Annotated in this window: 22 protein-coding genes; 12 read left to right on the top strand and 10 right to left on the bottom strand. The window is 69.1% G+C overall.

The window, feature by feature from the left end; genetic code table 11:
- Positions 1-10: 10 nt before the first annotated feature.
- From A3CU_RS0126600 to A3CU_RS46705, 7 genes are all read right to left on the bottom strand, one after another.
- Entirely contained in the window at positions 11-1,123 is a 1,113-nt protein-coding gene (locus A3CU_RS0126600) for a WXG100 family type VII secretion target (protein WP_027944873.1), read from the bottom strand.
- 15 nt (positions 1,124-1,138) lie between these two features.
- Positions 1,139-1,618 carry a hypothetical protein gene (locus A3CU_RS0126595; RefSeq protein ID WP_027944872.1) on the bottom strand — a complete coding sequence of 160 codons (480 nt, stop codon included), beginning with the start codon at positions 1,616-1,618 and terminating at the stop codon, positions 1,139-1,141.
- Positions 1,619-1,844: 226 nt separating this feature from the next.
- Positions 1,845-2,621: an Fpg/Nei family DNA glycosylase gene (locus A3CU_RS0126590; RefSeq protein WP_027944871.1), complete on the bottom strand. Its 777-nt coding sequence runs from the start codon at positions 2,619-2,621 to the stop codon at positions 1,845-1,847.
- Positions 2,622-2,775: 154 nt separating this feature from the next.
- Positions 2,776-4,107: an MFS transporter gene (locus tag A3CU_RS0126585; protein ID WP_027944870.1), complete on the bottom strand. Its 1,332-nt coding sequence runs from the start codon at positions 4,105-4,107 to the stop codon at positions 2,776-2,778.
- Between the two features lie 285 nt (positions 4,108-4,392).
- The gene (gene acs, locus A3CU_RS0126580; RefSeq protein WP_027944869.1) at positions 4,393-6,363 is read right to left on the bottom strand and encodes an acetate--CoA ligase; all 1,971 of its coding nucleotides are present in this window, start codon (positions 6,361-6,363) and stop codon (positions 4,393-4,395) included.
- Positions 6,364-6,498: 135 nt separating this feature from the next.
- Positions 6,499-6,987, bottom strand: a complete 489-nt coding sequence (locus A3CU_RS0126575; protein WP_027944868.1) for an inorganic diphosphatase — start codon at positions 6,985-6,987, stop codon at positions 6,499-6,501.
- A gap of 93 nt (positions 6,988-7,080) precedes the next feature.
- On the bottom strand, positions 7,081-8,484 hold the full coding sequence (locus A3CU_RS46705) for an MFS transporter (RefSeq protein WP_156960567.1): 1,404 nt from the start codon (positions 8,482-8,484) through the stop codon (positions 7,081-7,083).
- A 359-nt stretch (positions 8,485-8,843) separates the two neighbouring features.
- Here A3CU_RS46705 and A3CU_RS0126560 point away from each other — a divergent pair, with 359 nt between their 5' ends.
- From A3CU_RS0126560 to A3CU_RS0126550, 3 genes are all read left to right on the top strand, one after another.
- Complete coding sequence (locus tag A3CU_RS0126560) at positions 8,844-10,439, top strand: ABC transporter substrate-binding protein (protein WP_027944867.1); 1,596 nt, start codon at positions 8,844-8,846, stop codon at positions 10,437-10,439.
- 183 nt (positions 10,440-10,622) lie between these two features.
- Positions 10,623-10,724 carry a VOC family protein gene (locus A3CU_RS55765; RefSeq protein WP_425388282.1) on the top strand — a complete coding sequence of 34 codons (102 nt, stop codon included), beginning with the start codon at positions 10,623-10,625 and terminating at the stop codon, positions 10,722-10,724.
- Positions 10,725-10,799: 75 nt separating this feature from the next.
- Positions 10,800-11,459: a formylglycine-generating enzyme family protein gene (locus A3CU_RS0126550; RefSeq protein ID WP_027944866.1), complete on the top strand. Its 660-nt coding sequence runs from the start codon at positions 10,800-10,802 to the stop codon at positions 11,457-11,459.
- Here the strand turns inward: A3CU_RS0126550 and A3CU_RS0126545 are convergent.
- On the bottom strand, positions 11,456-12,217 hold the full coding sequence (locus tag A3CU_RS0126545; RefSeq protein ID WP_052372207.1) for an IclR family transcriptional regulator: 762 nt from the start codon (positions 12,215-12,217) through the stop codon (positions 11,456-11,458). The two genes, A3CU_RS0126550 and A3CU_RS0126545, sit on opposite strands and share 4 nt — an antisense overlap.
- 323 nt (positions 12,218-12,540) lie before the next feature.
- On the opposite strand from A3CU_RS0126545, the gene A3CU_RS0126540 reads away from it, so the two are divergent.
- The 7 genes from A3CU_RS0126540 (at position 12,541) to A3CU_RS0126510 (ending at position 19,104) form a co-directional block, all read left to right on the top strand.
- Positions 12,541-13,245 carry a CoA transferase subunit A gene (locus A3CU_RS0126540; protein ID WP_027944864.1) on the top strand — a complete coding sequence of 235 codons (705 nt, stop codon included), beginning with the start codon at positions 12,541-12,543 and terminating at the stop codon, positions 13,243-13,245.
- A 2-nt stretch (positions 13,246-13,247) separates the two neighbouring features.
- Positions 13,248-13,874 (top strand): CoA transferase subunit B, encoded by a 627-nt coding sequence (locus A3CU_RS0126535; protein ID WP_027944863.1) that lies wholly within the window; start codon positions 13,248-13,250, stop codon positions 13,872-13,874.
- A 219-nt stretch (positions 13,875-14,093) separates the two neighbouring features.
- A complete protein-coding gene (locus A3CU_RS0126530; protein ID WP_245617355.1) occupies positions 14,094-15,053 on the top strand; it encodes a DMT family protein in 960 nt (319 codons plus the stop codon).
- Complete coding sequence (locus tag A3CU_RS0126525; protein WP_027944861.1) at positions 15,050-16,285, top strand: glycosyltransferase; 1,236 nt, start codon at positions 15,050-15,052, stop codon at positions 16,283-16,285. The genes A3CU_RS0126530 and A3CU_RS0126525 overlap by 4 nt, the downstream gene beginning before the upstream one ends.
- Positions 16,282-17,208, top strand: a complete 927-nt coding sequence (locus tag A3CU_RS46700; RefSeq protein ID WP_043842620.1) for an alpha/beta fold hydrolase — start codon at positions 16,282-16,284, stop codon at positions 17,206-17,208. The genes A3CU_RS0126525 and A3CU_RS46700 overlap by 4 nt, the downstream gene beginning before the upstream one ends.
- Entirely contained in the window at positions 17,205-18,284 is a 1,080-nt protein-coding gene (locus A3CU_RS0126515; RefSeq protein WP_245617354.1) for a glycosyltransferase family 4 protein, read from the top strand. Before A3CU_RS46700 ends, A3CU_RS0126515 begins: the two co-directional genes overlap by 4 nt.
- A gap of 88 nt (positions 18,285-18,372) precedes the next feature.
- Positions 18,373-19,104, top strand: a complete 732-nt coding sequence (locus A3CU_RS0126510) for a DUF998 domain-containing protein (RefSeq protein ID WP_027944859.1) — start codon at positions 18,373-18,375, stop codon at positions 19,102-19,104.
- A gap of 3 nt (positions 19,105-19,107) precedes the next feature.
- Here A3CU_RS0126510 and A3CU_RS0126505 read toward each other — a convergent pair whose 3' ends face one another.
- Together A3CU_RS0126505 and A3CU_RS46695 are read right to left on the bottom strand one after the other, a co-directional pair.
- A complete protein-coding gene (locus tag A3CU_RS0126505) occupies positions 19,108-19,515 on the bottom strand; it encodes a type III secretion system chaperone family protein (protein ID WP_027944858.1) in 408 nt (135 codons plus the stop codon).
- 104 nt (positions 19,516-19,619) lie between these two features.
- Positions 19,620-21,173: an LCP family protein gene (locus A3CU_RS46695; protein ID WP_245617353.1), complete on the bottom strand. Its 1,554-nt coding sequence runs from the start codon at positions 21,171-21,173 to the stop codon at positions 19,620-19,622.
- A 413-nt stretch (positions 21,174-21,586) separates the two neighbouring features.
- Here A3CU_RS46695 and A3CU_RS0126495 point away from each other — a divergent pair, with 413 nt between their 5' ends.
- Complete coding sequence (locus A3CU_RS0126495; RefSeq protein ID WP_027944857.1) at positions 21,587-22,033, top strand: CBS domain-containing protein; 447 nt, start codon at positions 21,587-21,589, stop codon at positions 22,031-22,033.
- A 10-nt stretch (positions 22,034-22,043) separates the two neighbouring features.
- Positions 22,044-23,330, top strand: coding sequence for an ArsB/NhaD family transporter (locus A3CU_RS0126490; protein WP_027944856.1), 1,287 nt, complete (start codon positions 22,044-22,046; stop codon positions 23,328-23,330).
- Positions 23,331-23,334: the final 4 nt, after the last annotated feature.

The following is a 23,334-nucleotide window of genomic DNA, read 5'->3' as shown; positions in this document are numbered from 1 at the left end:
CTGATTCTGCTCACTCGCCGAACACCGGCGGGTAGGCCGGCGGCAGATCGTCGAGGAAGTCGACACCGAACTCGTCGCCGTAGCGGTTACGGTGCTCGGCCGCGCCTTCGCCGCCGTGCGCTCCCCCGCCGGGCGGGTACATGCCCATGCCGCCACCGGGCCCCGCACCACGCGCACCCGCGCCCGCTCCCCCGGAGCCCTGTGCGGAGGCCGCGGCCGCACCGCCCGCGCTCCCGGCAGGCGCGCCACTACCGGTCACCGAACCGGCCGCCAGTGCGCCGCGGCCATCGCTGAGCACGGGATTTCCGCCGAACCCGGAAGCCGACACGCCACCCGGCGCTCCGGCGCCGGGTCCGCCGACGGGCACCGACGACGCGACCGTGCTGTCGTGGCCGCGCGGTCCTTCCGAATCTTGGTCTGAACCGCCGACCCCCGCGGTTGCTTCCGGCGCGTCGGCGAAGTGGGGCAGCCGGTCGTGCACGTGCTTGCTGGCCGCCTCGTACCGCTCCATCACCCGCACGGCCTCCGCCTTGGCGGTACTCGCCTCGCGTTTGGTCGGCAGGTGGTCGTCGAGCAGCTGATCGGCCAGGATCGCGCCGCTCGGGCCGCTGCTCGCCTTCACGTCGTATCCCTCGCGGAAGTGCACGACGTCCGAGTAATACACCGGCTTCGGCAAGCTGTTACGGGCTTCCAGCAGGGCGCTGGTGTAGGAGTCGAGCCCTTCGCCGACGTCCCGTATGGTCCCGCTCGCACCGGCGCCCCACGCGGTCAGCTTCGACGCCGACTGCGCCGCCTGTACGGCCGAGGGACCGCGCCACGACATCAGCAGCTTCTGCACCGTCTTGTGCACGTCGCCGGTCGCCGAGTCGACCCCGACCGCGAGCTGTGCCCACCGGTGCGCCGCCGTCCCCATCGCGGCCGGGTCGGACGACTGGACCATGTCCCACAGCTGCTGGTGCTCGTACGCCGCCCAGTTGATCTTGCCGAAGGATTCGTCGCGCGCGTTGCTGGCCCGGATGCGGCGCAGCCGACGAACCCGCCGCTGCTGCTTCGCCGTCAGCGGGTGATCTTGCGTGTAGTAACGATGCTTGCGGTGCGTGTTGTACGGAAGCTTTTCGCTCATGGTTTGACCCCCCAATCAAGAACCGGCATCGCGGTGGAATCCGCGCAGGCTGTCGCGGGCCTCGTCGTCCGCGGCCTGGTGGCCGGCCCCCGCCCGCCGGATGGCCTCGCGCAGCGTGGCGAGCTCGTCGAGGTAGTCGCGCAAGGTGGCCTGGACACCCGTGTCCGCCGAACCGCGCAGCCCGAAGGCCCGCCGCAGGTGCGTGGCCACCGGTCCGCTGCCGTCCCGCAACGGCGCCTCCAGCTCCTTGGCCTGTGCCAGCAACTCCGACAGCTCGTCATGCCGCCGGGCCAGTTCCGCGTCGGCCGCCGCGATCTCGGCCGGGTCCAGCTCGATCCGGTCGTCGCCCTCGGCGATCAGCTCGGCCGAGCCCGCCCCGGTCGGCGCCTTGACCTCGTCGGCAGTTGCCACGTGCCGCGGTGTCTGCGGTTGCTTGCCCATCTCATGGAGAAATCGCCGGGCATCGGCCTTGTCCTGCAGCCGGTGCGGATCCACACCACTCACCTCCACCACGTGGACCAACCGTTTGCGACAAGTATGGCAACAACCGGCGGGCCTGACAGCTGGTCTGGTCAAATCTCATCCGGCGCTCCGACGGGGCATCCGGCCTGCTGGTTCCCTAAAGGTCCAGACGTGCGGTGCCTCACGCGTTTCTCGCCGTCCCGCCGAGCGCGAGGACGACCGTGAAGCGGTTGCCCAGTAGCCGTCGCCGGGAACCGGATCAGCGCGGCTGGCACCGCGGGCACCACGTGGTGGCCCGCCCGCCGGCCCGCTCGTGGACGAGTGTGGTGCCGCACCGGGGGCACGACCCCGACGGCTCGTCGCGGCGCCCGGTCAGCCAGGACTTGTCGGTGGGCACCCGGCCCGCCTCGATCGACTGCCGGAGCACGCTGCTCATGGCCGCATCGAGCCTGACGAGGTCGTCTCGTCCTAAGTGGACTCCTGAGGTGCGGGGATTTATCCTTGCCCGCCACAGGATCTCGTCCGCCAGCAGGTTGCCGATGCCGGCGATGACCGACTGGTCCGTCAACGTCGCCTTGACCTGCCGCCGGCCGCCCAGCAGTTCGCCGAGCCGGTCGCGCGACATCTCGGTCGCGTCCGGCCCGACGCCGGTCAGCACCTCGTCCACGCCGCGGGTCCCCTCGACCAGCCGCAGGCCCTGCAGCTTGCGCATGTCGCGGTAGCGCAACTCCCCGTCGGGAAAGGCGAACACCACCCGGTCGTGACGGTGGACGTCCTGTCCCGGCCCGGCCCAGTGCAGCGATCCGGTCATTCCGAAATGCAGGACCACCGCCAGCGGGCCGGCCGGCGCGAGAAGCAACTTGCCGCGCCGGCGCGGCTCGGTGAACCGCCGGCCGACCAACGCTTCCGACAACCTGTCCGCGGTGACGTCGCGGAGCACCCCGGTGTCCAGCACGTCGACACGCCGGACCGGCGGCCCAACCGCGTGCGAGGCGAACACGCGGCGGAAGCTCTCCACATCGGGCAATTCCGGCACGATTCAGGGGTTACCCGCCCAGGCCCGGGAAAAACGGCGTGCGCCTGGCGGACCCTCCCGTGCGCGTCGGGACGACGGGAGTGTGGGACACGCGCGACGGGAGTGTGGGACACGCGCGACGGGAACGGGGGACTCGCGGGGTCCGGCTCGACGATTACGCCAGGGTTTCCCGGTTGGTTTCGCGGGCGCTGAGGACCGCGGTGAAGGAAATCGCGGAAATCACGATGTAGTAACCGATCACCAGCCAGATCGAGCCGGACGCCGCCAGCAGCGACGTCGCGATCAGCGGGAAGAACCCGCCGACCACACCGCCGAGCTGGCGGCTGACGCCCAGCCCCGAGAACCGGCGCCCGGCGTCACGGAACAACTCGGCGTAGAAGCTGCCTTCGGTGGAGAACAGGGGCGTCTGGATGATCGCCGGCGGGATCGCGATCGCGAGGATGATCAGCGCCTCGTTGTGGGTCCGCAGCAACGGGAAGAACACGAACGGGACATAAAGGACCCCGACGACCAGTGACGACCCCAGCATCACCCGCCGGCCGACGAAGTCCGAGAGCCGGCCGAACAGCGGGTTCGCGAAGATACCGACGATGTTGCCGATCAGCACACCCTGCAGCATCACGGCCGTATCGATGCCCAGGGCCTGCTTGCCATAGACCAGGATGTAAACGGTGAACAGCTGCAGCATGCTCGTTTCGGCGATCGTGCACAGGAACACCGTGATGCATGCCCTCGGTTCCTGGCGCAGCGCCGCGGCGAGCGGTACCCGCCGCGGAGCATGCCTCGTCGCGGCCTTGAACACCGGCGACTCTTCGATTTTGGCCCGCACGTAGACGCCGACCAGCACCAGCACCGCACTGGCCAGGAACGGGATCCGCCAGCCCCACGCCAGGCGGTCGCCCTCGGGCATGCCCGCCACCAGCCCCGCGGCCAGCGCCGCGAACACCGAGCCGAGCGCCGCGCCGACCTGAACGAACCCCGCGTACCCGCCGCGCTTACCGTGCGGCGCGCCCTCGGTCGCCATGATCACCGCGCCCACCGTCTCGCCGCCGAGCGCGAGGCCCTGGGTGAACCGGAGGATCGCGAGCAGGATCGGCGCGGCGGCACCGATCGCGGCGTAGGTCGGCAACAGGCCGATCAGGGTGGTGCACGTGCCCATCGTGACCAGCGTGATGAACATGACCGGCTTGCGGCCGATACGGTCGCCGAAATGCCCGAAGATGAGCCCGCCCAACGGCCGGGCCAGATATCCGAACGCGAACGTGCCCAGCACCGCGACACTGCTGACCAGCGGGTCGGCCTTCGGGAAGAACAGTGTTTCGAAGACGACGGGGGCGATCAGGCCGTAGAGCAGAAAATCGAACCATTCGATGGTCGTGCCGATCGCGCCGGAAACCAGGATTCGCCGCCGCTGTGTTTGGCCGAAGCCGGAATCGACGGTGCGCGTCGCGTCCCTGCCGGAAACCGGCTCGCCAGTAGCCGTCATGCCTGGTCCTCCCGTCCTCACCGCGGACGATGATCCGCGCACGATCTCGCCTGGAGTCCAAACTGGACGGACAACCGACCGAGCTGTGCTTTGTCGCAGGGTGGTCGCGGCCTGGGTCGTCATGGCAGCCTCTTCGCCGAACTGAAGAGGGCCTACCGTGGAAAGATAGATAATCGACGCCGCGTCAGCGATGGGCAAATGGCGTTTGAGGATAAGTCATGTGTCGCGGGCACCGCAGGCGCCGGGTGAAAAGGCGCCTGCGGTGGTCGGGGGCGGCCGGGTCGCTCAACCCTCCCGTGCGGCGGTCGGCAGTTTCTCCTTGATCAGGTCCATCACCGAGCTGTCGGTCAAGGTGGTCACGTCGCCGAGTTCCCGGTTGGACGCCACGTCTCGCAGCAGCCGCCGCATGATCTTGCCGGACCTGGTCTTGGGCAGCTCGGCGACGACGAGAATCTGCTTCGGCTTGGCGATCGGCCCGATCTCGCTGGCGACGTGATCACGCAGGTCCCGCGCGAACCGCTCGCCCTCGGCGTCGGTCCGGGCCGCGCCGCGCGGGATCACGAACGCCACGATGGCCTGCCCCGTGGTGGGGTCGGGCGAGCCGACCACGGCCGCCTCGGCCACGTCCGGATGGGACACCAGCGACGATTCGACCTCGATCGTGGAGATCCGGTGCCCGGAGATGTTCATGACGTCGTCCACCCGGCCCAGCAGCCAGATGTCGCCGTCGGAGTCCCATTTCGCCCCGTCGCCGGCGAAATACACGCCCGGGAACCGGGACCAGTACACCTCGCGATAGCGGTCGTCATCGCCCCAGATCGTGCGTATCATGCCCGGCCACGGCTCGGTCAGCACGAGATATCCGGCGGCGTCCTTGCGGGGCAGGACGCGCCCGGCGTCGTCGTAGATCTCGGCGGAGATGCCCGGCAGCGGCCGGCTCGCCGAGCCCGGTTTGCACGTGTGGACGCCGGGCAGGGGCGAGATCAGGATCCCGCCCGTCTCGGTCTGCCACCAGGTGTCCACGATCGGGCAGCGGCCGCCGCCGATGTTTTCGCGATACCACATCCACGCCTCCGGGTTGATGGGCTCGCCCACGCTGCCCAGCAGGCGCAACGACGACAGGTCGAACTGCTCCGGGATTTCGTCGCCCCACTTCATGCAGGTGCGGATCGCGGTCGGAGCGGTGTAGATGATCGACACCCGGTTCTTCTCGACCAGCTCCCACCAGCGGCCCTTGTGCGGCGTGTCGGGGGTGCCCTCGTACATCATCGAGCTCGCACCGTTGGCCAGCGGCCCGTAGACGATGTAGGAGTGGCCGGTGACCCACCCGATGTCGGCCGTGCACCAGTAGACGTCGGTCTCGGGTTTGAGGTCGAACACCGCCCAGTGCGTCCACGCCACGAGGGTCAGGTAACCACCGGTGGTGTGCAGGATGCCCTTCGGTTTCCCGGTCGTGCCGGAGGTGTAGAGGATGAACAGCGGATGATCCGACTCGAACGCCTCCGGGGTGTGCTCCCTGCTCTGCCGCCCGACCTGCTCGTGCCACCACAGATCGCGCGAGCCGTCCCAGTCGATGGTCTGCCCGGTGCGCCGCACGACCAGCACGTGCCGCACGCCCGGGCAGTCCCGCACCGCGGCGTCGACACTGGCCTTGAGCGGGCTGGCGGCGCCCCGCCGGTAGCCGCCGTCCGCGGTGATCACGACCCGCGCGTCGCAGTCCTCGATGCGGGTGCGCAGGGCCTCGGCGGAAAACCCGCCGAACACCACCGTGTGCGGCGCGCCGATCCGGGCACAGGCCAGCATCGCGACGACCGCCTCGGGAATCATCGGCAGGTAGATCGCGACCCGCTCGCCGGCCCGCACGCCGAGTTCCAGCAGCAGGTTCGCGGCCTGGCACACCTCGTCACACAGGGCGCGGTAGGTAATCGTCCGGCTGTCGCCGGGCTCGCCTTCCCACCGCAGCGCCACACGCTCGCCATGGCCCGCTTCGACATGACGGTCCAGGCAGTTGTAGGCCACGTTCAGCTTGCCCGACGGGAACCAGTGGGCGAACGGCGGTTGCCAGTCCAGCACCCGCTCCCAACGGCCGGCCCAGGACAGGCGTTCGGCCGCACGTTCCCAGAACGCGAGCCGGTCTCTCCCGGCGGCCTCGAACGCCTCCGCGGTGACGTTCGCCCCCGCGGCCAGCCCGGCCGGCGGCGGGAAGACTCGCGTCTCGTGCAACAGATCAGAAAGTGTGCTTTCGCGGTCGCTCACGGCACATCCCTCATTTCGCAGGGAATCCAGCCTCACCCTCCACTTTGGTCCTCCGGCCCGATCAGGGCAAGCCAGGCCGCAGTCCAGGCCTGGGGGTTTGTCCCCGGACAAGGGTGGGAGCGGAGCCTTCGCGGGTCATCGCATGGCCACCTGGAACCGCTCGATCGCCTCGCGCGTGACCCGCTCGGCGGCGGCCCGGCCCTCCCAGCCGCCCACCGACACGCACTTTCCCGGTTCCAGTTCCTTGTAGACGTCGAAGAAATGACCGATCTCGCGCAGTAAGTGCGCCGGCACGTCGTCGAGATCCCGCAGCGCCTCCTGCCGCGGATCGTGCGCCGGGACGCACAGCAGCTTGGCGTCGGGGCCGCGCTCGTCGCGCAGCCAGAACAGTGCCACCGGCCGGGCGGCGATCCCACAGCCGGGAAACGTGGGCTGCTCCACCAGCACGAGGGCGTCCAGCGGTTCGCCATCCCCGTCCAGGGTGTCGCGGACGAATCCGTAGTCCGCCGGGTACTGCGTCGCCGTGAACAGGGTCCGGTCGAGCCGGATCCGGCCCAGTTCGTGGTCCATCTCGTACTTGTTGCGCGATCCCATCGGGATCTCGACCAGCACGTCCAGTTCCATTACGGCCTCCCGCGGTGAGATCAGCGTAACCGCCGGGGAAGCAACTCGCCGGTGTGGCGGGTATCGCCGCGGCCACGCTGGAAAAAGGGACGGTCAGGGGTGCGCGGCGTGGGCAGGACTGTTGGCCACTTCCGGCGGGCACGGCGGGAATCCGGCGCGGCCCCGGCAACGCCGCCAGTCCGCGACCGCGACGGCCAGGGAGGCCAGCATCGCGGCGACACCCGCGCCCACGGACAGCGACACGGCGGCCGGGAAGTCGCCGTCCGTTGAAATAAGGACGCCGTAGAACAGACCGGGAAGCGCCGCGGTGCCCACCGCACCGCCGAGTCGTTGCCCGGTCTGCAGCGCGCCACCCGCCGCACCGGCCAGCCGTACCGGGACCTCGCGCAGGGTCATCGTGACGTTCGGCGAGATCACGAATCCGCTGCCGACCCCGCCGAGGAACAGCGCCGGCGCCACCGCCCACATCACCGTCTGCGGCGGAGCCAGCCAAAGGACCAAGGCCGCCGTGCCCAGGCCCGTCATCACGCCGATGAGGCCGAGCACGGTCAGCACGCGTCCCATCCGTTCGACGAGCCGCCCGGCCACCACCGCCGCCCCCGCCGAGCCGAGCGCGAACGGTGTCACGGTGAGTCCCGACCGCAACGGCGAATATCCCAGACCGTCCTGGAAGAACAACGCGAAGACCAGCCAGACTCCGCTGAAGCCGACGAAGTACAGGGTGCCCAGCGCGGCGCCCGTCGCGTAGCCCCGGGTCGCGGTGATCAGCCGTGGATCGAACACCGGCTCGCGGCCCCGGGCGAGCACCCGCCGCTCCCACCAGGCGAACACGGCAAGCAGCAGCACTCCGGCCGGGAACAGCCACCAGAACCGGCGCACTCCCCCGGCGTCGGCCTGCACCAGCGGGAGCATCACCGCCGCCACGCCGCCGCCGAGCAGGCCCACCCCCGGCAGGTCGAGGTGTCCGCGCGGGCCGGGCGCGACCCGCGGTAGCAGGTGAGCGGCCAGCACCAGCGCGAGAACGCCGACGGGCAGGTTGACGTAGAAGATCCACCGCCAGCCCTGGCTGCCGCCGGCCAGCGCGAGGATCGCCCCACCGGTGATCGGCCCGACCGCGCTGGAGATCCCCACCGTCGCACCGAAAAAGCCGAACGCGCGGCCCCGCTCCTCACCGGTGAACAGTTGTTGGATGAACGCCGAGTTCTGCGGCGCCAGGAACCCGGCCGCGGCGCCCTGCGCCAGCCGCGCCGCGACGAGCGCGCCGGCGGTCGGGGCGGCGCCCGCCGCCGCGCTGCACACCACGAACACGGCCAGCGACACCAGGAAGATACGGCGCCGGCCGATGGCGTCGCCGAGGCGCCCGGCGAGCACCAGCGAGAGTGCGAACGTCAGCGCGTATCCGGAAACCACCCACTGCACCGCGGCGGGAGAGGCGCCCAGGTCCCGCCGCATCGAGGGCAACGCGACCGCGACGATCGTGACGTCGAGCAGGATCATGAAGCCCGCGGCCAGCGTCACCCAGAGGGCGTGCCACCGGTTCGGGTCAGGCGCGTCGCCGCCCGGCGCGGCAGGGGTTGGGGAGCCGAGTTGCACGTGCGGTGCCTTCCACGGACGCCCTCAGCGTACGCGGCCCGTGTCGCGCTGTACCCGCCTCACGCGCCCCTGTCCGGTCAAGGCCGGGACAGTCGCGGCGCCGACCTTCATCGCCATCACCTCCGGCATCCCGCAAGTGTTCCACATCGGGCGCCGGACCGCCGTTCGATCCTTTTTCCGCTCGGCGAAACCGCGCTATGCCTCTCGGTGCACGGCTGGTGACGCTGAACGAGACGATCCAGACCGCGATTTGGAGGAAAAACATGAGACTGCGGAGGCTGGTTCCGCCGGTCGCGATGATCCTCGGCCTCGCCGCCTGCAGCGGAACCACGACCGGCGCGGGTCAGGAGGCCTCCGGCCCGCCGCAGCCCGGCGGGGAGCTCACGGTGCTGGAAGGCCAGTCGTTCGCGGGCGGCTGGCCGTCGGGGCTGGACCCGGCGACCAACACCACGGGCGGGGCGAACATCTCCCAGATGAGCTCGATCTACGGCGGGCTGTTCACGCTGACCGCCAACCCCGACGGCAGTGACGTGAAGGTCGTACCGAACCAGGCCGAAAGCTACGAGTTCCTCGACGACGGCAAGACGGTGAAGATCACGATCCGGGACGGCATCCGCTTCACCGACGGCACCCCACTCGACGCCGCGGCCGTCGCGTTCAACTTCAAGCGCGATCTGACCTCGACATGCACGTGTGCGCCGACGTCCTGGAAACTGGCGCCGGAGGGAATCACCGTCGAAGACCCGCGCACCGTGGTGCTCCACTTCACCCGGCCCTACGCCGCGGTGGTCAACGCCTTCCCGATCTCGAACGTCAACTGGATCGCCTCGCCAACGGCGCTGGAGAAGCTGGGGCCGGAACAGTTCAAACTGACCCCGGTCGGCGCGGGCCCGTTCAAGGTCGTATCCGACCAGCTCAGCTCGGAGCTCGTGCTGGAACGGAACCCGGACTACTTCAAACCGGGGCTGCCCTACCTCGACAAGCTGACCTTCAAGTCGATCGGCGGCGACCAGCCCGCCTACCAGGCGCTGCTGGCCGGTCAGGCCCAGGCCTACGAGGGCCTGAGCACGGTGGCCCTGATCGACCAGGCGAAGAACAACCCCAAACTGAGCGTGACGCTGCAGCCACCGACCTCGCCCTACGCGATCACGCTCAACACGAAGATCGCGCCGTTCGACAACCAGCTCGCCCGCGAGGCCATCTACTACGCGACCGACTTCGACGCGATCTCCAAGGGATTGTTCAAGGGTGAATACCCGGTGAGCCAGATGTTCACCGGCTCGGGCGGCCTGTTCCACCATCCGGCTGTCCCGGGTTACCGGACGTTCGACCTGGAGAAGGCCAAGCAGATCGTGCAGCAGCTGGGCGGTATCACCGTCGAACTTGGCACCCAGGCCAACAACCTCGCCACCCAGGTGACAACGGCGCTGCAGACCCAGTGGCAGGCCGCGGGCATGACCGTGCACCTGAACAACTACCAACTGTCCACTTTGGTCCAGCAGTACAACTCGCGCCAATGGCAAGCGATGCTGACGACGGCCGGCGCGTGGGACCCGGCCGCGGGCACCGGCGTCGGGTTCCGGTTCTCCTCGACCTCCCCGTTCAGCGGAATCTCCGACCCGCACGTCGACGATCTGATCAACCGGGCAGGCGGCACCCTCGATGCCCAGCAGCGGGACTCGCTCTACTTCGAGGCAGCGCAATACCTGGCCGAGAAGGCTTACGCGCCCTTCGGCGTCGCTTTCGCCAACGCCAGCGTGGTCGCCGGCGGTGTCCACGGGCCCGGGCTGACCACCAGAATCCCGCCGTTGGTGGTCATCACGAGCGTGCAGTGGGACGAAGTCTGGCGTGCCCATTGAGTTCCGTGTCCCCGGCTCAGGACGGCGAGTTCCCGGTTCACGACGCCGACTTCCGGGTTCACGACGCCGACTTCCCGGTTCGAGCGAGGCACGGAATCCGGTCAGGAATCAAGAAGCGCAGGCCGCCAAGCCGCCATAGCCTGATCGCAGCGAACATCAACCGCGACAACCCGAGGAGTGACCATGACCGTGAAGGAGGCCGTGCGCGATGTCGGTGGCGGCCGCCTGGTGGCCACCGTCACCGACCCCGACGGCAACGTCCTGGGACTGCAACAGGACCAGTGAAGGCGGGCACGGCCTGCCATCGCAGCGGTGCGAAATACATACAGCTAGCCTCAGGCAATTGTGGACACGCCCGAAATGATCGCCATCCCGCCTGGGCAGGTGGTGCTGTCGGACCGGCGCACGCAACGGACGTGGGCGGTGGAAGTCAGCCCCTACCACCTGGCCGCGTACCAGGTCACCCAGGCCCAGTACGCGGAGGTGACCGGCCTGCGGCCCAGCACGGCACAGGGTGACCGTCTGCCCGTCGAAGGCGTCTCGTGGTGGGACGCGGCACGGTTCTGCAACTCCTTGTCGCGGCTGGCGGGGCTCACGCCTGCGTACGTTTTGGACAGTGGCAACGAGACCGTCGAGTGGAACGCGTCCGCCGACGGGTACCGGCTGCCAACAGAAGCCGAGTGGGAGCACGCCTGCCGCGCCGGCACGACGGGGCCGCGGTACGGGCCGCTCGACGAAATCGGCTGGCACCGCGGCAACTCGGGCGAGCGCGTCCAGGAGGTGGGCGGCAAGCGGCCGAACGCCTGGGGCCTGCACGACATGCTGGGCAACGTCTGGGAATGGTGCTGGGACGTCTACGACCCAGAGGTCTACGGAAGCTACCGGGTGCTTCGCGGCGGCGGCTGGTTCGACGAGGACTGGAGTTGCCGCGCCTCGGTGCGGCGCCGCAGCCACCCGACGTACCGGGTCGACGACGTGGGCCTGCGCGTGGCCCGTTCGGCACCCGTAAAAGGCGGCTAGCCGCGCAGCATCGTGGTCAGGGCGTGGGCTTCCTTCAGCAGCAGAGCACCGAGTTCGGGGCGGCGGTTGTCGCGGAACCGGGACTCCACGCCGGTGAGGGTGAGCGCCCAGGCGGGCTCGCCGGCACGTCCGAAGACCGCCGCCGCCATGCCCCAGCTTCCCTCGACGACCAGGCCGGGATTGACCGCGTAACCGGTCTCGCGGGTGCGCGCAATCCGTTCGCGGACCGCACCGGCGTCATACCGCGCTCCCCATCCGACGGTGAGGTCGACCCGCCGCAGGTACTCGTCGATCTCGCGGTCCGGCAACATGGCCAGCACCACCATGCCGGCCGAAACCACGCCGAGCGGGAACCGCGAGCCCTCGTAGAGCACGAACGACCGGATCGGGAAGTCGCCGTCCTCCCGCAGCAGGCACACGGTCTCGTCGCCCCGGCGCGCGGAGAAGAACGCGCTCTCCCCCGTCGCCACGGCGAGCCGGTGCACGCTGGCCCGGGCATGCTGGGTGACGTCGTACCGCCGCGCCGCGGCCTCACCCAGCAGGTAGAGCTCCGGACCGAGGTACCACCGGCCCGTGCCGTGGTCACGGTCCACATAGCCTTCGGCGGCCAGCGCCGCCAGCAGCCGGTGCGCGGTGGGCCTGGCCAGCCCACTCGCCCTGGCGACCTCCGAGGTGGACGCACCGTGGTCCGGAAACCCGGACAGTGCCCGCAGCACCACCGCGATCCGTCCGGTCACATGTGCGGGTGCCGAGGCCATGCTTGTTTCTCCGCGAGTTTGCGCGCGACCGCGATCGTGTCGACGGGGCGCTCCATCCACGATCGACCAACGTGCTCGACAAGGGCGCCCCGCCGCCCCGATAGCGGGACAGAGGCGCGCGCGTGGTGGTCACCCTGATTGCCGCGGGTTGGTACAAGGGGTGTCATGCCACCAGATCCTACGTTCACTCAGTGAACGTCCGCCACGAAGCTGTTCACCAGACGAGAGGATCGAACGGTAACCAGTGCCAGGCATTGACCGCGTGGCCGCTGGCGCATTGACTTCCCCCGACGCTCACTGAACGGACAGGTGGAGGAGAACGCGTGCCCACGATCCACGGCAGCGCCGCCGACGCACTCGCCGACGTGCTCGCCGACGGCATCACGATCGCCGTCGGCGGTTTCGGTCTCAGCGGCAACCCCAACGACCTCATCGAGGCCGTCCGCGACTCCGGTGTGCGCGAGTTGACGATCGTGTCCAACAACATGGGTGTCGACGGCAAGGGCCTCGGTCTCCTGCTGGAGAACCGCCAGGTGCGCAAGGTCGTGGCCTCCTACGTCGGTGAGAACAAGCTCTTCGCGCAGCAGTACCTCGACGGTGAGCTGGAAGTGGAGTTCGCACCCCAGGGCACACTCGCCGAGCGGATGCGTGCCGGCGGCGCGGGGATTCCCGCCTTCTACACCCGCACCGGGGTCGGCACCCCGGTCGCCGAAGGCAAGCCACACGCCGAGTTCGACGGCGAAACCTACGTGCAAGAACGCGGCATCGTCGCCGACGTCGCGTTGGTGCACGCCCACACCGCCGACCGCGCCGGCAACCTCGTCTACCGCCTCGCCGCGCGCAACTTCAACCCGCTCGTCGCCACCTGCGGCCGGGTCACCGTCGCCGAAACCGAAGTCATGCTCGACGGGTTCGTCGACCCCGACATCGTGGTCACGCCGGGCGTGTTCGTCAACCGCCTCGTGCCGGCCCGGCCGCGCGTCAAGGACATCGAAAAGGTCACCGTGCGAACGAAAATGGAGGCTTGATCATGGCCTGGACGCGCGACGAGATGGCCGCCGTCGCAGCCCGCGAACTGCGTGACGGCGACTACGTCAACCTCGGCATCGGTATCCCCACGCTGGTCGCCAACCACGTGCCCGACGGCGTCCGGGTGACGCTGCAGAGCGAGAACGGAATCCTCGGCCTCGGCCCCTTCCCGTTCGAAGGCGACGAGGACGCCGACCTCATCAACGCCGGCAAGCAGACCGTCACCGTCCTTCCCGGCGGGAGCTTCTTCGACTCGGCCATGTCGTTCGCCATGATCCGTGGCGGCCACATCGACATCGCGCTGCTCGGCGCGCTCCAGGTCGGCGCGAACGGCGACCTCGCCAACTGGACGGTCCCCGGCGCACTGGTCAAGGGCATGGGCGGCGCGATGGACCTGGTCGTCGGCACCAGGCGGGTGGTCGTGATCACCGATCACGTGGCCAAGGACGGCAGCCCCAAGATCGTCGAACGCTGCACCCTCCCGCTCACCGGTGCGGGCGTGGTGAACCGGATCATCACCGACCTCGCCGTCCTCGACGTCACGCCGGACGGGCTGCGGCTCGTCGAATCGGCGCCCGGCGTGACCGCGGCCGAGATCCGCGAGAAGACCGGCGCGCCCGTTTCCTGACGGCATCGAGTTCTCATCCCGTTCTGGCACCGTGGAAACGGTGCCAGAACGGTTTTCACCGTATTTCGTCTTCCACCGCCCATAATTCCCAGCCTGTTCGGCCGGCATCTCACCGGCGGCGGCCGGGGTTTCCCCGCACTGCGCCCCAGGGTGATCTCAGGGTGGTCCAGGGTGCGATCCCCGATGTGGGTGCGGCGCCCGGCCGCGAGATTAAACGGTGTGGATCAACACAGCACCGCGGTGACCGCACTGGCGGTGGCACTGGCCGCGCTCGGCGCGTGTGGCTACGCCCTCGGGGCACGGCTGCAGCACACGGCCGTTCACGACACGATCGGCGACCACGGTCTTCGCCTGCGCCACCAACTGCAACTCGTGCGCAACATCCGTTGGCTGGCCGGGTTGATCGCCCTCGCCGGCGGCGCGGTACTGCACGCGTGCGCGCTCGGGCTGGCTCCCCTGAGCGTGGTGCAGCCGATCGGCGTGATCGCACTGCCGCTCACCGTACTGCTCAACCTCAGGCAAAAGGGCGTCCGTGCCCGCGACCTCAATCCCACGGTGGCGTTGGCGGTGGTCGCCGCCACCGGCGGCGTCGCCTCGTTCGTGATATTCGCCGCCGGAAGCGCGACACCGACGACGGTCACGCCGCCCGAACAACTGACGGCCACCCAACTGGCCGGCGGCGGTGTCCTGGTCCTGGGCGTCCTGGCCACGCTGGCCCGGTCGAAGGCGCGGTGCATGTTGTTCGCCGCCGGGTGCGCGGTGGCGTACGGATATGTCTCGCTGATGATGCGCGGACTGGTGCAGCAGTTGGGCACGACTGGTCTCCTTCACCTCAACCTGCTGCCGTTGCTCGGTATCGCGGTGGCGATGGTGGTAGGGGGATGGCTGCTGCAGCACGGGTACGCCAGCGGCCCGCCGGATCTGGTGGTGGCGTGCCTGACCGTGATCGACCCGCTCGTGGCCGTGGGCCTGGGCATCGGCCTGCTGGGCGAGGCCGCCCGGGTGGACACCTGGACCCTCGTGTGCGAGGCCGTCTCGGCCTTCGTCGCATGCGCGGGCGTGTTCGCCCTGGCCAGGTGCCGCCCGGACACCCGCGTGCCCACCACTGTTTCTCCGGCCGGCAGCAGTGATCCTGCCGGCCCCAGTTCGACAGATCGTCCCGACAGGAGTTCCACGTGACCTTGCCACCGTCCACTGCTCGTCCACTTCGGATCGTGATCGGCGCGGTGACCTATCCGCCTCACGTCAACGGGGCGGCGAACTTCGCGCATCGCCTGGCGACCGGCCTGACCGGCCGCGGACACGACGTGCACGTCATCTGCCACTCGGCCGACCGGGGTTCCCGCACCCGGATCGAGGACGGGGTGACGGTGCACCGCGTCGGTTCGTATGGCACATCCCTGCATCCGACCATCCGGGTCTGCCCGCCCTGGCAGGCAGCGGCCAAGGCGGACCGGCTGCTGGCGGAGATCCAGCCGGACGTGGTGCACGTACAGTCGCACTTCTTCCTCTGCCGCGGCCTGATCGTCTCGGCTCGGCGCCGGGGAATCGGGCTGGTGGCGACCAATCACTTCATGCCGGAGAACATCCTCGGCTACCTCAAGATCCCCGGGCTGTTGCGACGCGCGGCCGCGCGCGTCCTGTGGCAGGGCCTGATCAAGCAGTACAGCAGGGCGCAGTTGGTCACCGCGCCAACGCCACGAGCCGTGCAGTTGTTGCAGGACAACGGGTTCGCCGACCTGGCCATGCCGGTGTCCTGCGGCATCGACGTCGAGCGATACCGGCGCAGAGCGGCGTTGTACCGGCAGCGCAACGCTGACCCGGACACGCGCACCGTGCTGTTCGTCGGGCGGTTGGACGAGGAGAAGCACATCGAGGACCTGCTGCGGGCGATGTCGCTGCTGCGGACCGACGCCCCGGTCCGGTTGGAAATCATCGGCGACGGCAGCCAGCGCGCTGCCTTGGCACAGCTTGCCGCCGACCTCGGGATCGCCGACCGGGTTCAGTTCCGCGGATTGGTCGACGAGGACGAGTTGCTCGATGCCTACGCGCGCGCCGATCTGTTCTGTATGCCCAGCATCGCGGAACTGCAGAGCCTGGCCACCATGGAGGCGATGTCGGCGGGCACTCCCGTCGTGCTCGCGAACGCGATGGCCCTGCCGCACCTCGTCGAGCCCGGCCGGAACGGCTGGTTGTACCCGCCGCGCCAGGTACCGGCCCTGGCGAGCGCCATCGACGCCGTGCTCGCCCGGCGCGCGACCATCGACCGCATGGGCAAGGCCAGCCAGCGGCTGGTGGCCCAGCACGACATCGACGCGACCCTGGGCCGGTTCGAGTCGATCTACCACTACGCGATCGACCTGGACGGCTCGCTCGAACTCGACGGACCGTACGCGGAGCTGGCAAGTTGAGCGCGACCATGCTGTCCCCGGGACTCAGCGCAAGCGAGCGGGTCGACCGGATCAGCGGTGCGGACCTTCACTACTGGATGTACCGCGACGGCCTCCCCGGGTCCGACGGTGATCCGCGGACCGTGGTGATGGTGCACGGCTTGCGGGGAACCCACCACGGACTGGAGCTGATCGCGGAGGCCCTGCCCGGCCGGCGGGTGGTGATACCGGACCTGCCCGGCTTCGGTGATTCCGGGCCCATGGTGGGGCGGCGGCACGACGTGGATGGCTACGCGCAGGCATTGATCGAGTTGATCGAACTGCTCGGCGGCCGGATTCGGCCGGTCGTGCTGCTCGGCCATTCCTTCGGTTCGGTCGTGGCTGCGCGTGTCGCTTCCTTGGCACCCGAACTCCTGCACCGGCTGGTTCTGGTGAATCCGATCGCGACCCTGCCGTTGCGCGGGCCGCGGGTGGTCATGTCCGGCCTGACCTCGGCCTATTACGCACTCGGTAAGGCGTTGCCGATCCGGATGGGGCGCCGGTGGCTGTCCAGCAAGTGGCTCGTGCTCGCCGCGAGCCGGGCAATGACGCGGACCAAGGACAAGCAACTGCGCCGGTTCGTCGACGACAGCCATCTCCGGTACTTCAGCCGATTCCACAGCCCTGCGGTACTGGACGAGAGCTTCCAGGCGTCGGTGACGTCAACCGTGGCGGACTACGCCGATTCGCTGACCACCCCGACGCTCATGATCGCGGGCGAGACCGACGAAATCGCCCCGCTGGCCGGACAGTACGAGCTGGCCGGTCGTCTCGCCGACGCCGAACTCGTGGTCATCCCGGAGGTAGGACATCTCGTGCACTACGAAACGCCGACGCCGGCCGCGGACGCCATCGAACAGTTCCTCAGCACACCATCACCGAACACGCGAAGAAGCAACCAATGATGAACATCGTCGTCGACGCGCGGTGGACGCGAACGGACACCCATGACGGCATCAGCCGCTACGGAGCCAGTCTCATCGAGGCACTGCACCGCCTTCACCCGGTGACGATGTTGATCCACGACGAGCAACAGCTCCGGCTGCTGCCGGCCGGTGTTCCCCACGTGATGGTCAACAGTCCGTTCTCACCGCGAGAGCTACTGCTGTCACGCACGTTGCACCGATTGCATGCAGACGTGGTGTTCAGCCCGTTGCAGGTGATCGGCGGGTTCCGGCGGAACTACCGGCTCATACTCACGCTGCACGACCTCATCTACTACCGGCATCCACAGCCGCCGGCCTTCCTGCCGCTCCCGGTACGCATCGCATGGCGGCTGTACCACAAGGCATATTGGCCACAACGAGTCCTGCTCAACCGGGCCGACGCCGTCGTGACCGTCAGCGAAACGACGAAGAAACTCATTGCCGGGCATCGCCTGACCCGGCGCCCGGTGACCGTCATCCACAATGCACCGTCCGTCCCGGCCAGGCCCGGTGGCAACGACGGGCAGGAACCGGATGGCCCGCGCGATCTCGTATACATGGGCTCCTTCATGCCTTACAAGAACGTCGAAGTGCTGATCGCGGGCATGGCCTTCCTCCCGGGATACCGGCTGCACCTGGTGAGCCGGCTCGCGCCGGAACGCGAAGCCGAATTGAGAGCAATGATCCCTCCGGGTGCGGATGTCGTGTTCTGGCGCGGAATCAGCGAAAGCGACTACCAGGACCTGCTGGCCCGAGCAGCCGCCCTGGTCACCGCTTCACGCGACGAGGGATTCGGGTTGCCCGTCATCGAGGCGATGAACGCGGGAACGCCGGTGGTCTGCAGCAGTCTCGAGATCTTTCACGAGGTCACCGGCGGGCACGCCATGTTCTTCGACCCCAGCGCCCCGAAGGATTTCGCTGCCGCAGTGTCCAAAGTAGATGATCCAGGCCTGCGGGCCGACCTGGTCTCCTCCGCTCGCGATCGGGCGAAGGACTTCGCCTGGGCCCACTCGGCCGAGCGCCTGCTGGACCTGATGCGAAGCCTCGCCCGATGACTTCCCGGGCACGAGCGTCCGTCACCAGGAAGTCACCCCGGAGGGTGGTGGCCCAGGCCACGATCGCGCCCCCGTAAGGTCCCAGGGCATGTCGCTCCCCTCCCCCTCACTCACCGTCGTTCCCGCCCGCTATCCCGACCGGCTCGCCCGGTCGCTGGCCTGGGCCGGGCATGGTGCCTTCATCTTCGCGGCCGTCCTGATGGCCGCACTGCACCTGGTTCCGCAGTGGGGTGGCGGCGACAACCCGGTTACCGCGATGCTCAGCGAATACGCCTACGCCCCCGGGCAGTGGATGTGGGCCCTCGCCCTGACCGCGACCAGCGCCGGATCGGCGGCTGTGGGCATTGCGTTACACCGCACCGGACTGCTCACCAGGAGGGCTGCGACCTGGCTGGTCGTGTGGTGCGTGGCAATCTTCCTGGTCGCGGTGTTCCGCAAAGACCCACAGGGCGGCGCCGTCAGCCTGACCGGAAAACTGCACCTCTACGCCACCGGCATCGCCTGCGCCGCCCTGCCGATCACCGCCCTCACCCTGGCCCGGCAGCACCGCACCCGCCCGCCCTGGCACCGGTTCGCCACCTGGACACGCCGGCTCGCCGTCACCGCAATCCCGTTCTTCCTGCCCTTCATCGTCCCCTTTGCCCTCAACATGGCACTGGGCGAAGCCAAGATCCCCACCCCGGCGACCGGCCTGGTCGAGCGGCTGATGGCCGGGCTCGAACTCGCCGTGCTCGGCCTGCTCGCGGTGTGGGCGCACCGGGCGGCCACCGAGCGGCCCGCGGAGATGCCCGCCGCGCTGGCGGTCGGCAGCGGTCAGTAGCCGTCAGTAGTTGTCACTGGCGCTGATCCGCTGCTCGAGTTCGTCGGCGGCCCCGGCGACCAGTTCGACGGGGTCGGTGAACTCGTTGAAATCGAGGTGTACCAACGGAAGCGAGTGGCGCAGCACCAGGTAGTCGCCCATGATGACCGCGCCACCGACCACGGTGGTGGCGCCGATCTCCGCCAGGACCGCCTGCAGGTTCACCTCGCCGACGCGGGCGAACGGCGTGGCGATCTGTACCCAGTCCTCCCGGCGGTCGAGGACCTCCCGCGCGATGACGACCGTCTGGACACGGCCGTCATCGTCGACGTCGCCACCGAAATGCACCCGGATGCGGAGCTCGTCCGGCTCGTCCCGGATGACGTCGTAGCCCTGCCGGACGAACGCCACCAACTCCCGCCAGGTCGCCATGCGCCGAATCCCCTTTCCGGTCACCAGACGTCAGACGATGATCACAACACGCCACGGGGGTGCGGCAAAACCGCCACAAGAGCGTGACCGCCTGTCTGGGACGGCTACTTAACGCAGGGGATCTGACCTCCGCTGATGCCACCCAGCCCAGGGTCGTCGCCACCACTGCCAGGCGGCGTCGTGGTGACGGTGGTGGGCGAGGTGGTGCCACCGCCGGGCTGCCCGCCGCCGCCGGCCGCGGGGAGCTTGAAGTCGGCGCCGATGACCAGCTGGACGTGTCCGGCGGCGATCTCGGAGTCCGCCTTGACGGCTATCCCCCCGCCCAGCGCACCGGAGAGGGCGTTCGCGGCGTCGGCAGCATCGCGGCCGTAGAAGATCGTCGATGTGGCCAGGCGGTGGCGGTTGTCGGTGCCCACGCTGGTGATGGTGAACCCCTTACCCGCAAGGAACTGCTGGGTCTGCGCGGCCAGCCCGTTCCGGCTGGTGGAGTTCACAATGGACACCTTCGCCGTGGGCACCGCCACCGTGGACGTGGGCGGCGGGGTGCCGATCAGCTGGGCCACGATGCCGCGGATCTGGGCGAGGTCGACGAAGTTGACGTCCTCGCCCTTGGGGCTCTTACCGAAATGGTCGATCGGGAGGGTGACGAAGGTGACGTTGCCGCCGGTCAGGCTCGACGCCTGCCGGGCGAAGGTGAGCACGTCGAGCCGCGAGTCCAGCGCGGTGTTCTGCTTGGCGACGTCCAGGATCTGCTGCAGCTTGGCGGGGTTGGCGAACGCTCCGCCCTGCTTGAGCTGGTAGGCCAGCGAGATGATGAACGCCTGCTGCCGCCGGGCCCGGTCGAGGTCGGTGAAGTTCAGCTCCGGGTGCACGTAGTCGCGGCGCTGGCGGACGAAGGCGACCGCCTGCTGCGCGTCGATCTGCTGCATTCCCTTGTGGAAGTTCGCGCCGGAGTAGCTGTCCTGGGTGTCCTGGTTCACGCAGACGGTGATCGGCTGCACGACCTGCGCGATCTGGAAGAACGCGACCAGGGTGACCTCGACGAAGTGGTCGACCGGAACGCCGCCGAGGAACTGGCGGACCGTGTCGATCTGGGCCTTGCGCCCGGCGTCGCGGGCTTGCTGCTCCCGCTGTGTCTTGTCCGTCACCCCCTGCGCGATCAGCTCCCGGGCCTTCTGGTCGAAGGCATAGCCGTAGGCCTGTTTGATCTTGCCCTTGCACACCCCGTCGGGACAGCCCGGCAGGTCCACGTAGTCGTCACGGGGAATGGAGATGGACGCCGCCCTGCTGCCATCCCCGGGGACGTGCAGCAACATCAGCACGTTGGCGTTGTAGCCGCCGTTCTGCTCATCCCCCGCGTGCAGCGCGTCGTAGATGTCCTGGGGCAGCGGGTTGCCGTTCTCGTCCAGCCGGGAGTCCAGGCCCATGATCAGAATGTTGGTGTCCCCACCCAGCGAGCCCGCTTCGCCGTCCAGCGCGTTGGATGTCACCAACCCGTTCGTCAGGCCGTTCAGCGTGGTCCAGCCGTAGCCGGTCGCCGCCAGCACCAACGCCGCCACCATGCCCAGCGCGGCCTTGCCGGCCACTGCGGCCCGGCGCCGCCCGGCGCCCACTGGGGCGACACGGCGCGTCGGCTCATCCCACACACTCCCAGCCACCGCAACCTCCGCTCGGGCGCGTACCCCCGAGGGCCGCACAGCCAGATCGTACTGAGGTCACGCACTGGCTGGTCAGCACGTTGCCCTCGGCCGCACTCCGACGGTGCGGCCACGCCGGGCGAGGTCCACGCCGGCACCGGCTCCACAGCACGCCACCGCGTGCTGGTTTGCTTTTGAGCTTTTTTTGCGGCATCTTTACGGGCGGTGCGCCGGGAAGTCTGGTCGGCACACCCCTCTCCGATGGGGGTGGGGTGGAAGCTCGACTGGAAGGTTTCTACTTGTGGCGCTGGTGTTGGCCTTCGGCGCGGTGTTCTCGGTCAAAATCTCGGTCAGCGGTCGACGTCGCGCTGCACGCGGCGTGCCACCGCGGGTGAGCGGGGACATGGTCGACTGTTTCGTCGTAGTCTGCGCCTATGCACGCCAACGAAATGGCCGAGGAGTTCCCGGTCGTGGAGCAGGGCTCGTCCGCGCTGGAAGCCGCCCGGCTGCTGGCGCACAACCGGCTGCCCGGCCTGGTGGTGACCGGCGAGGATGGCAAACCGTGGGCGATCCTGCCGGCCTCGCAGGTGGTGCGGTTCCTGGTGCCGGCCTATGTCCAGGACGACCCGTCGCTGGCCGGTGTGCTGTCGGAGTCGATGGCCGACCACGCCGCGGACGCCCTGGGCGGCAAGACCGTCCGCCAGTTGCTGCCCGCACAACGGCCCGAGCTGCCGGTGGTGCGCGCCGACGACACGCTCATCGAGGTCGCAGCGACCATGGCGCGGCTGCGCTGCCCGCTGGCCGCGGTGGTGGACGGGGGCGGGCTGGTCGGGGTGATCACCGCGTCCCGGCTGCTGGAGCTGGCGCTGGTGCCACACTGAGTGGTGCACGGTGACGGCGGTCGCGATCGCGGTCTTCGTCGTGGCGTACCTGCTCATCGCCACGGAGAAGATCCCGAAGACAGCCGCCGCGCTGGGTGGCGCAGGCATCGTGCTCGCGCTGGGCGTGACCGGTTCCGAGGAGGCGTTCTTCTCCCGCGAGACCGGTGTCGACTGGGACGTGATCTTCCTGCTGCTGGGCATGATGGTCATCGTTTCGATCCTGCGCCGCACCGGCGTGTTCGAATACACCGCGATCTGGGCGGCCAAACGGGCCAAGGGCTCGCCGCTGCGGGTGATGATCCTGCTCGTCCTGATCACGGCGGTCGCGTCGGCGCTGCTGGACAATGTCACCACCGTGTTACTGATCGCGCCGGTGACACTGCTGGTCTGTGACCGGCTCGCGGTGAGCCCGGTGCCGTTCCTGATCGCCGAGGTGCTCGCCTCCAACATCGGCGGTACGGCCACGCTGATCGGTGATCCGCCGAACATCATCATCGGCAGCCGCGCCGGCCTGACATTCAACGACTTCCTGGTGCACCTGGCGCCGCTCGTGGTGATCCAGATCGCCGTGTTCGTCGCGGTGCTGCCGCTGCTGTTCCGCGGTTCCTTCACCGTCGACGAGAGCCGGGTCGCCGAAGTCATGGCCCTGAACGAGCGGGAAGCCATCCGCGACACCCGGCTGCTGATCAAGTGCGGTATCGTGCTCGCCGCGGTGTTCACCGCCTTCATCGGGCACTCGGTGTTCCACCTCGAACCGGCGATCGTCGCCCTGCTCGGCGCCGGGGTGCTGGTGCTGATCTCGCGAACCCGTCCCGAGGAGTACCTGGCCGGCGTGGAGTGGGAGACCCTGCTGTTCTTCGCCGGGCTGTTCATCATGATCGGCGCTCTGGTGCACACCGGGGTCATCAGCCGGCTCGCCGAACTCGCCGCGCACGCCACCGGCGGCAACGCGCTGGTGTCGGTCATGTTGATCCTGGCGGTGTCGGCACTGCTGTCCGGAATCATCGACAACATCCCGTACGTGGCCACGATGGCCCCGCTGGTCGCCGACCTCGCCGCCGGCCTGGCCAACCCCGCCCACGCGCAGGCGCTGTGGTGGTCACTGGCCATGGGCGCGGACTTCGGCGGCAACCTCACCGCCGTCGGCGCCAGCGCCAACGTCGTGATGCTCGGCATCGCCCGGCGCGAGGGCTACCCGATCTCCTTCTGGGAGTTCACCCGCAAAGGTGCCGTCGTCACCGCGATCACGATCCTGCTGTCCGCACCCTACCTCTGGGTCCGTTACTTCCTGCTCTAAGTTG

Origin of the sequence: Amycolatopsis taiwanensis DSM 45107, assembly GCF_000519205.1 — a bacterium.
In the GTDB taxonomy this organism is placed as follows: domain Bacteria; phylum Actinomycetota; class Actinomycetes; order Mycobacteriales; family Pseudonocardiaceae; genus Amycolatopsis_E; species Amycolatopsis_E taiwanensis.
The sequence above is the reverse complement of the archived record's forward strand: the minus strand, read 5'-3'. Positions and strand labels throughout refer to the sequence as shown.

Coding starts and splice junctions, on each gene's coding strand:
- A3CU_RS46705 (WP_156960567.1), bottom strand. CDS start 8,484: ATGATCCTGCTCGACGTCACGATCGTCGCGGTCGCGTTGCCCTCGATG.
- A3CU_RS0126515 (WP_245617354.1), top strand. CDS start 17,205: ATGATGAACATCGTCGTCGACGCGCGGTGGACGCGAACGGACACCCAT.
- A3CU_RS0126560 (WP_027944867.1), top strand. CDS start 8,844: ATGAGACTGCGGAGGCTGGTTCCGCCGGTCGCGATGATCCTCGGCCTC.
- A3CU_RS0126505 (WP_027944858.1), bottom strand. CDS start 19,515: ATGGCGACCTGGCGGGAGTTGGTGGCGTTCGTCCGGCAGGGCTACGAC.
- A3CU_RS0126575 (WP_027944868.1), bottom strand. CDS start 6,987: ATGGAACTGGACGTGCTGGTCGAGATCCCGATGGGATCGCGCAACAAG.
- A3CU_RS0126535 (WP_027944863.1), top strand. CDS start 13,248: ATGGCCTGGACGCGCGACGAGATGGCCGCCGTCGCAGCCCGCGAACTG.
- A3CU_RS0126510 (WP_027944859.1), top strand. CDS start 18,373: ATGTCGCTCCCCTCCCCCTCACTCACCGTCGTTCCCGCCCGCTATCCC.
- A3CU_RS0126585 (WP_027944870.1), bottom strand. CDS start 4,107: ATGACGGCTACTGGCGAGCCGGTTTCCGGCAGGGACGCGACGCGCACC.
- A3CU_RS0126495 (WP_027944857.1), top strand. CDS start 21,587: ATGCACGCCAACGAAATGGCCGAGGAGTTCCCGGTCGTGGAGCAGGGC.
- A3CU_RS55765 (WP_425388282.1), top strand. CDS start 10,623: ATGACCGTGAAGGAGGCCGTGCGCGATGTCGGTGGCGGCCGCCTGGTG.
- A3CU_RS0126600 (WP_027944873.1), bottom strand. CDS start 1,123: ATGAGCGAAAAGCTTCCGTACAACACGCACCGCAAGCATCGTTACTAC.
- A3CU_RS0126550 (WP_027944866.1), top strand. CDS start 10,800: ATGATCGCCATCCCGCCTGGGCAGGTGGTGCTGTCGGACCGGCGCACG.
- A3CU_RS0126545 (WP_052372207.1), bottom strand. CDS start 12,217: ATGGCCTCGGCACCCGCACATGTGACCGGACGGATCGCGGTGGTGCTG.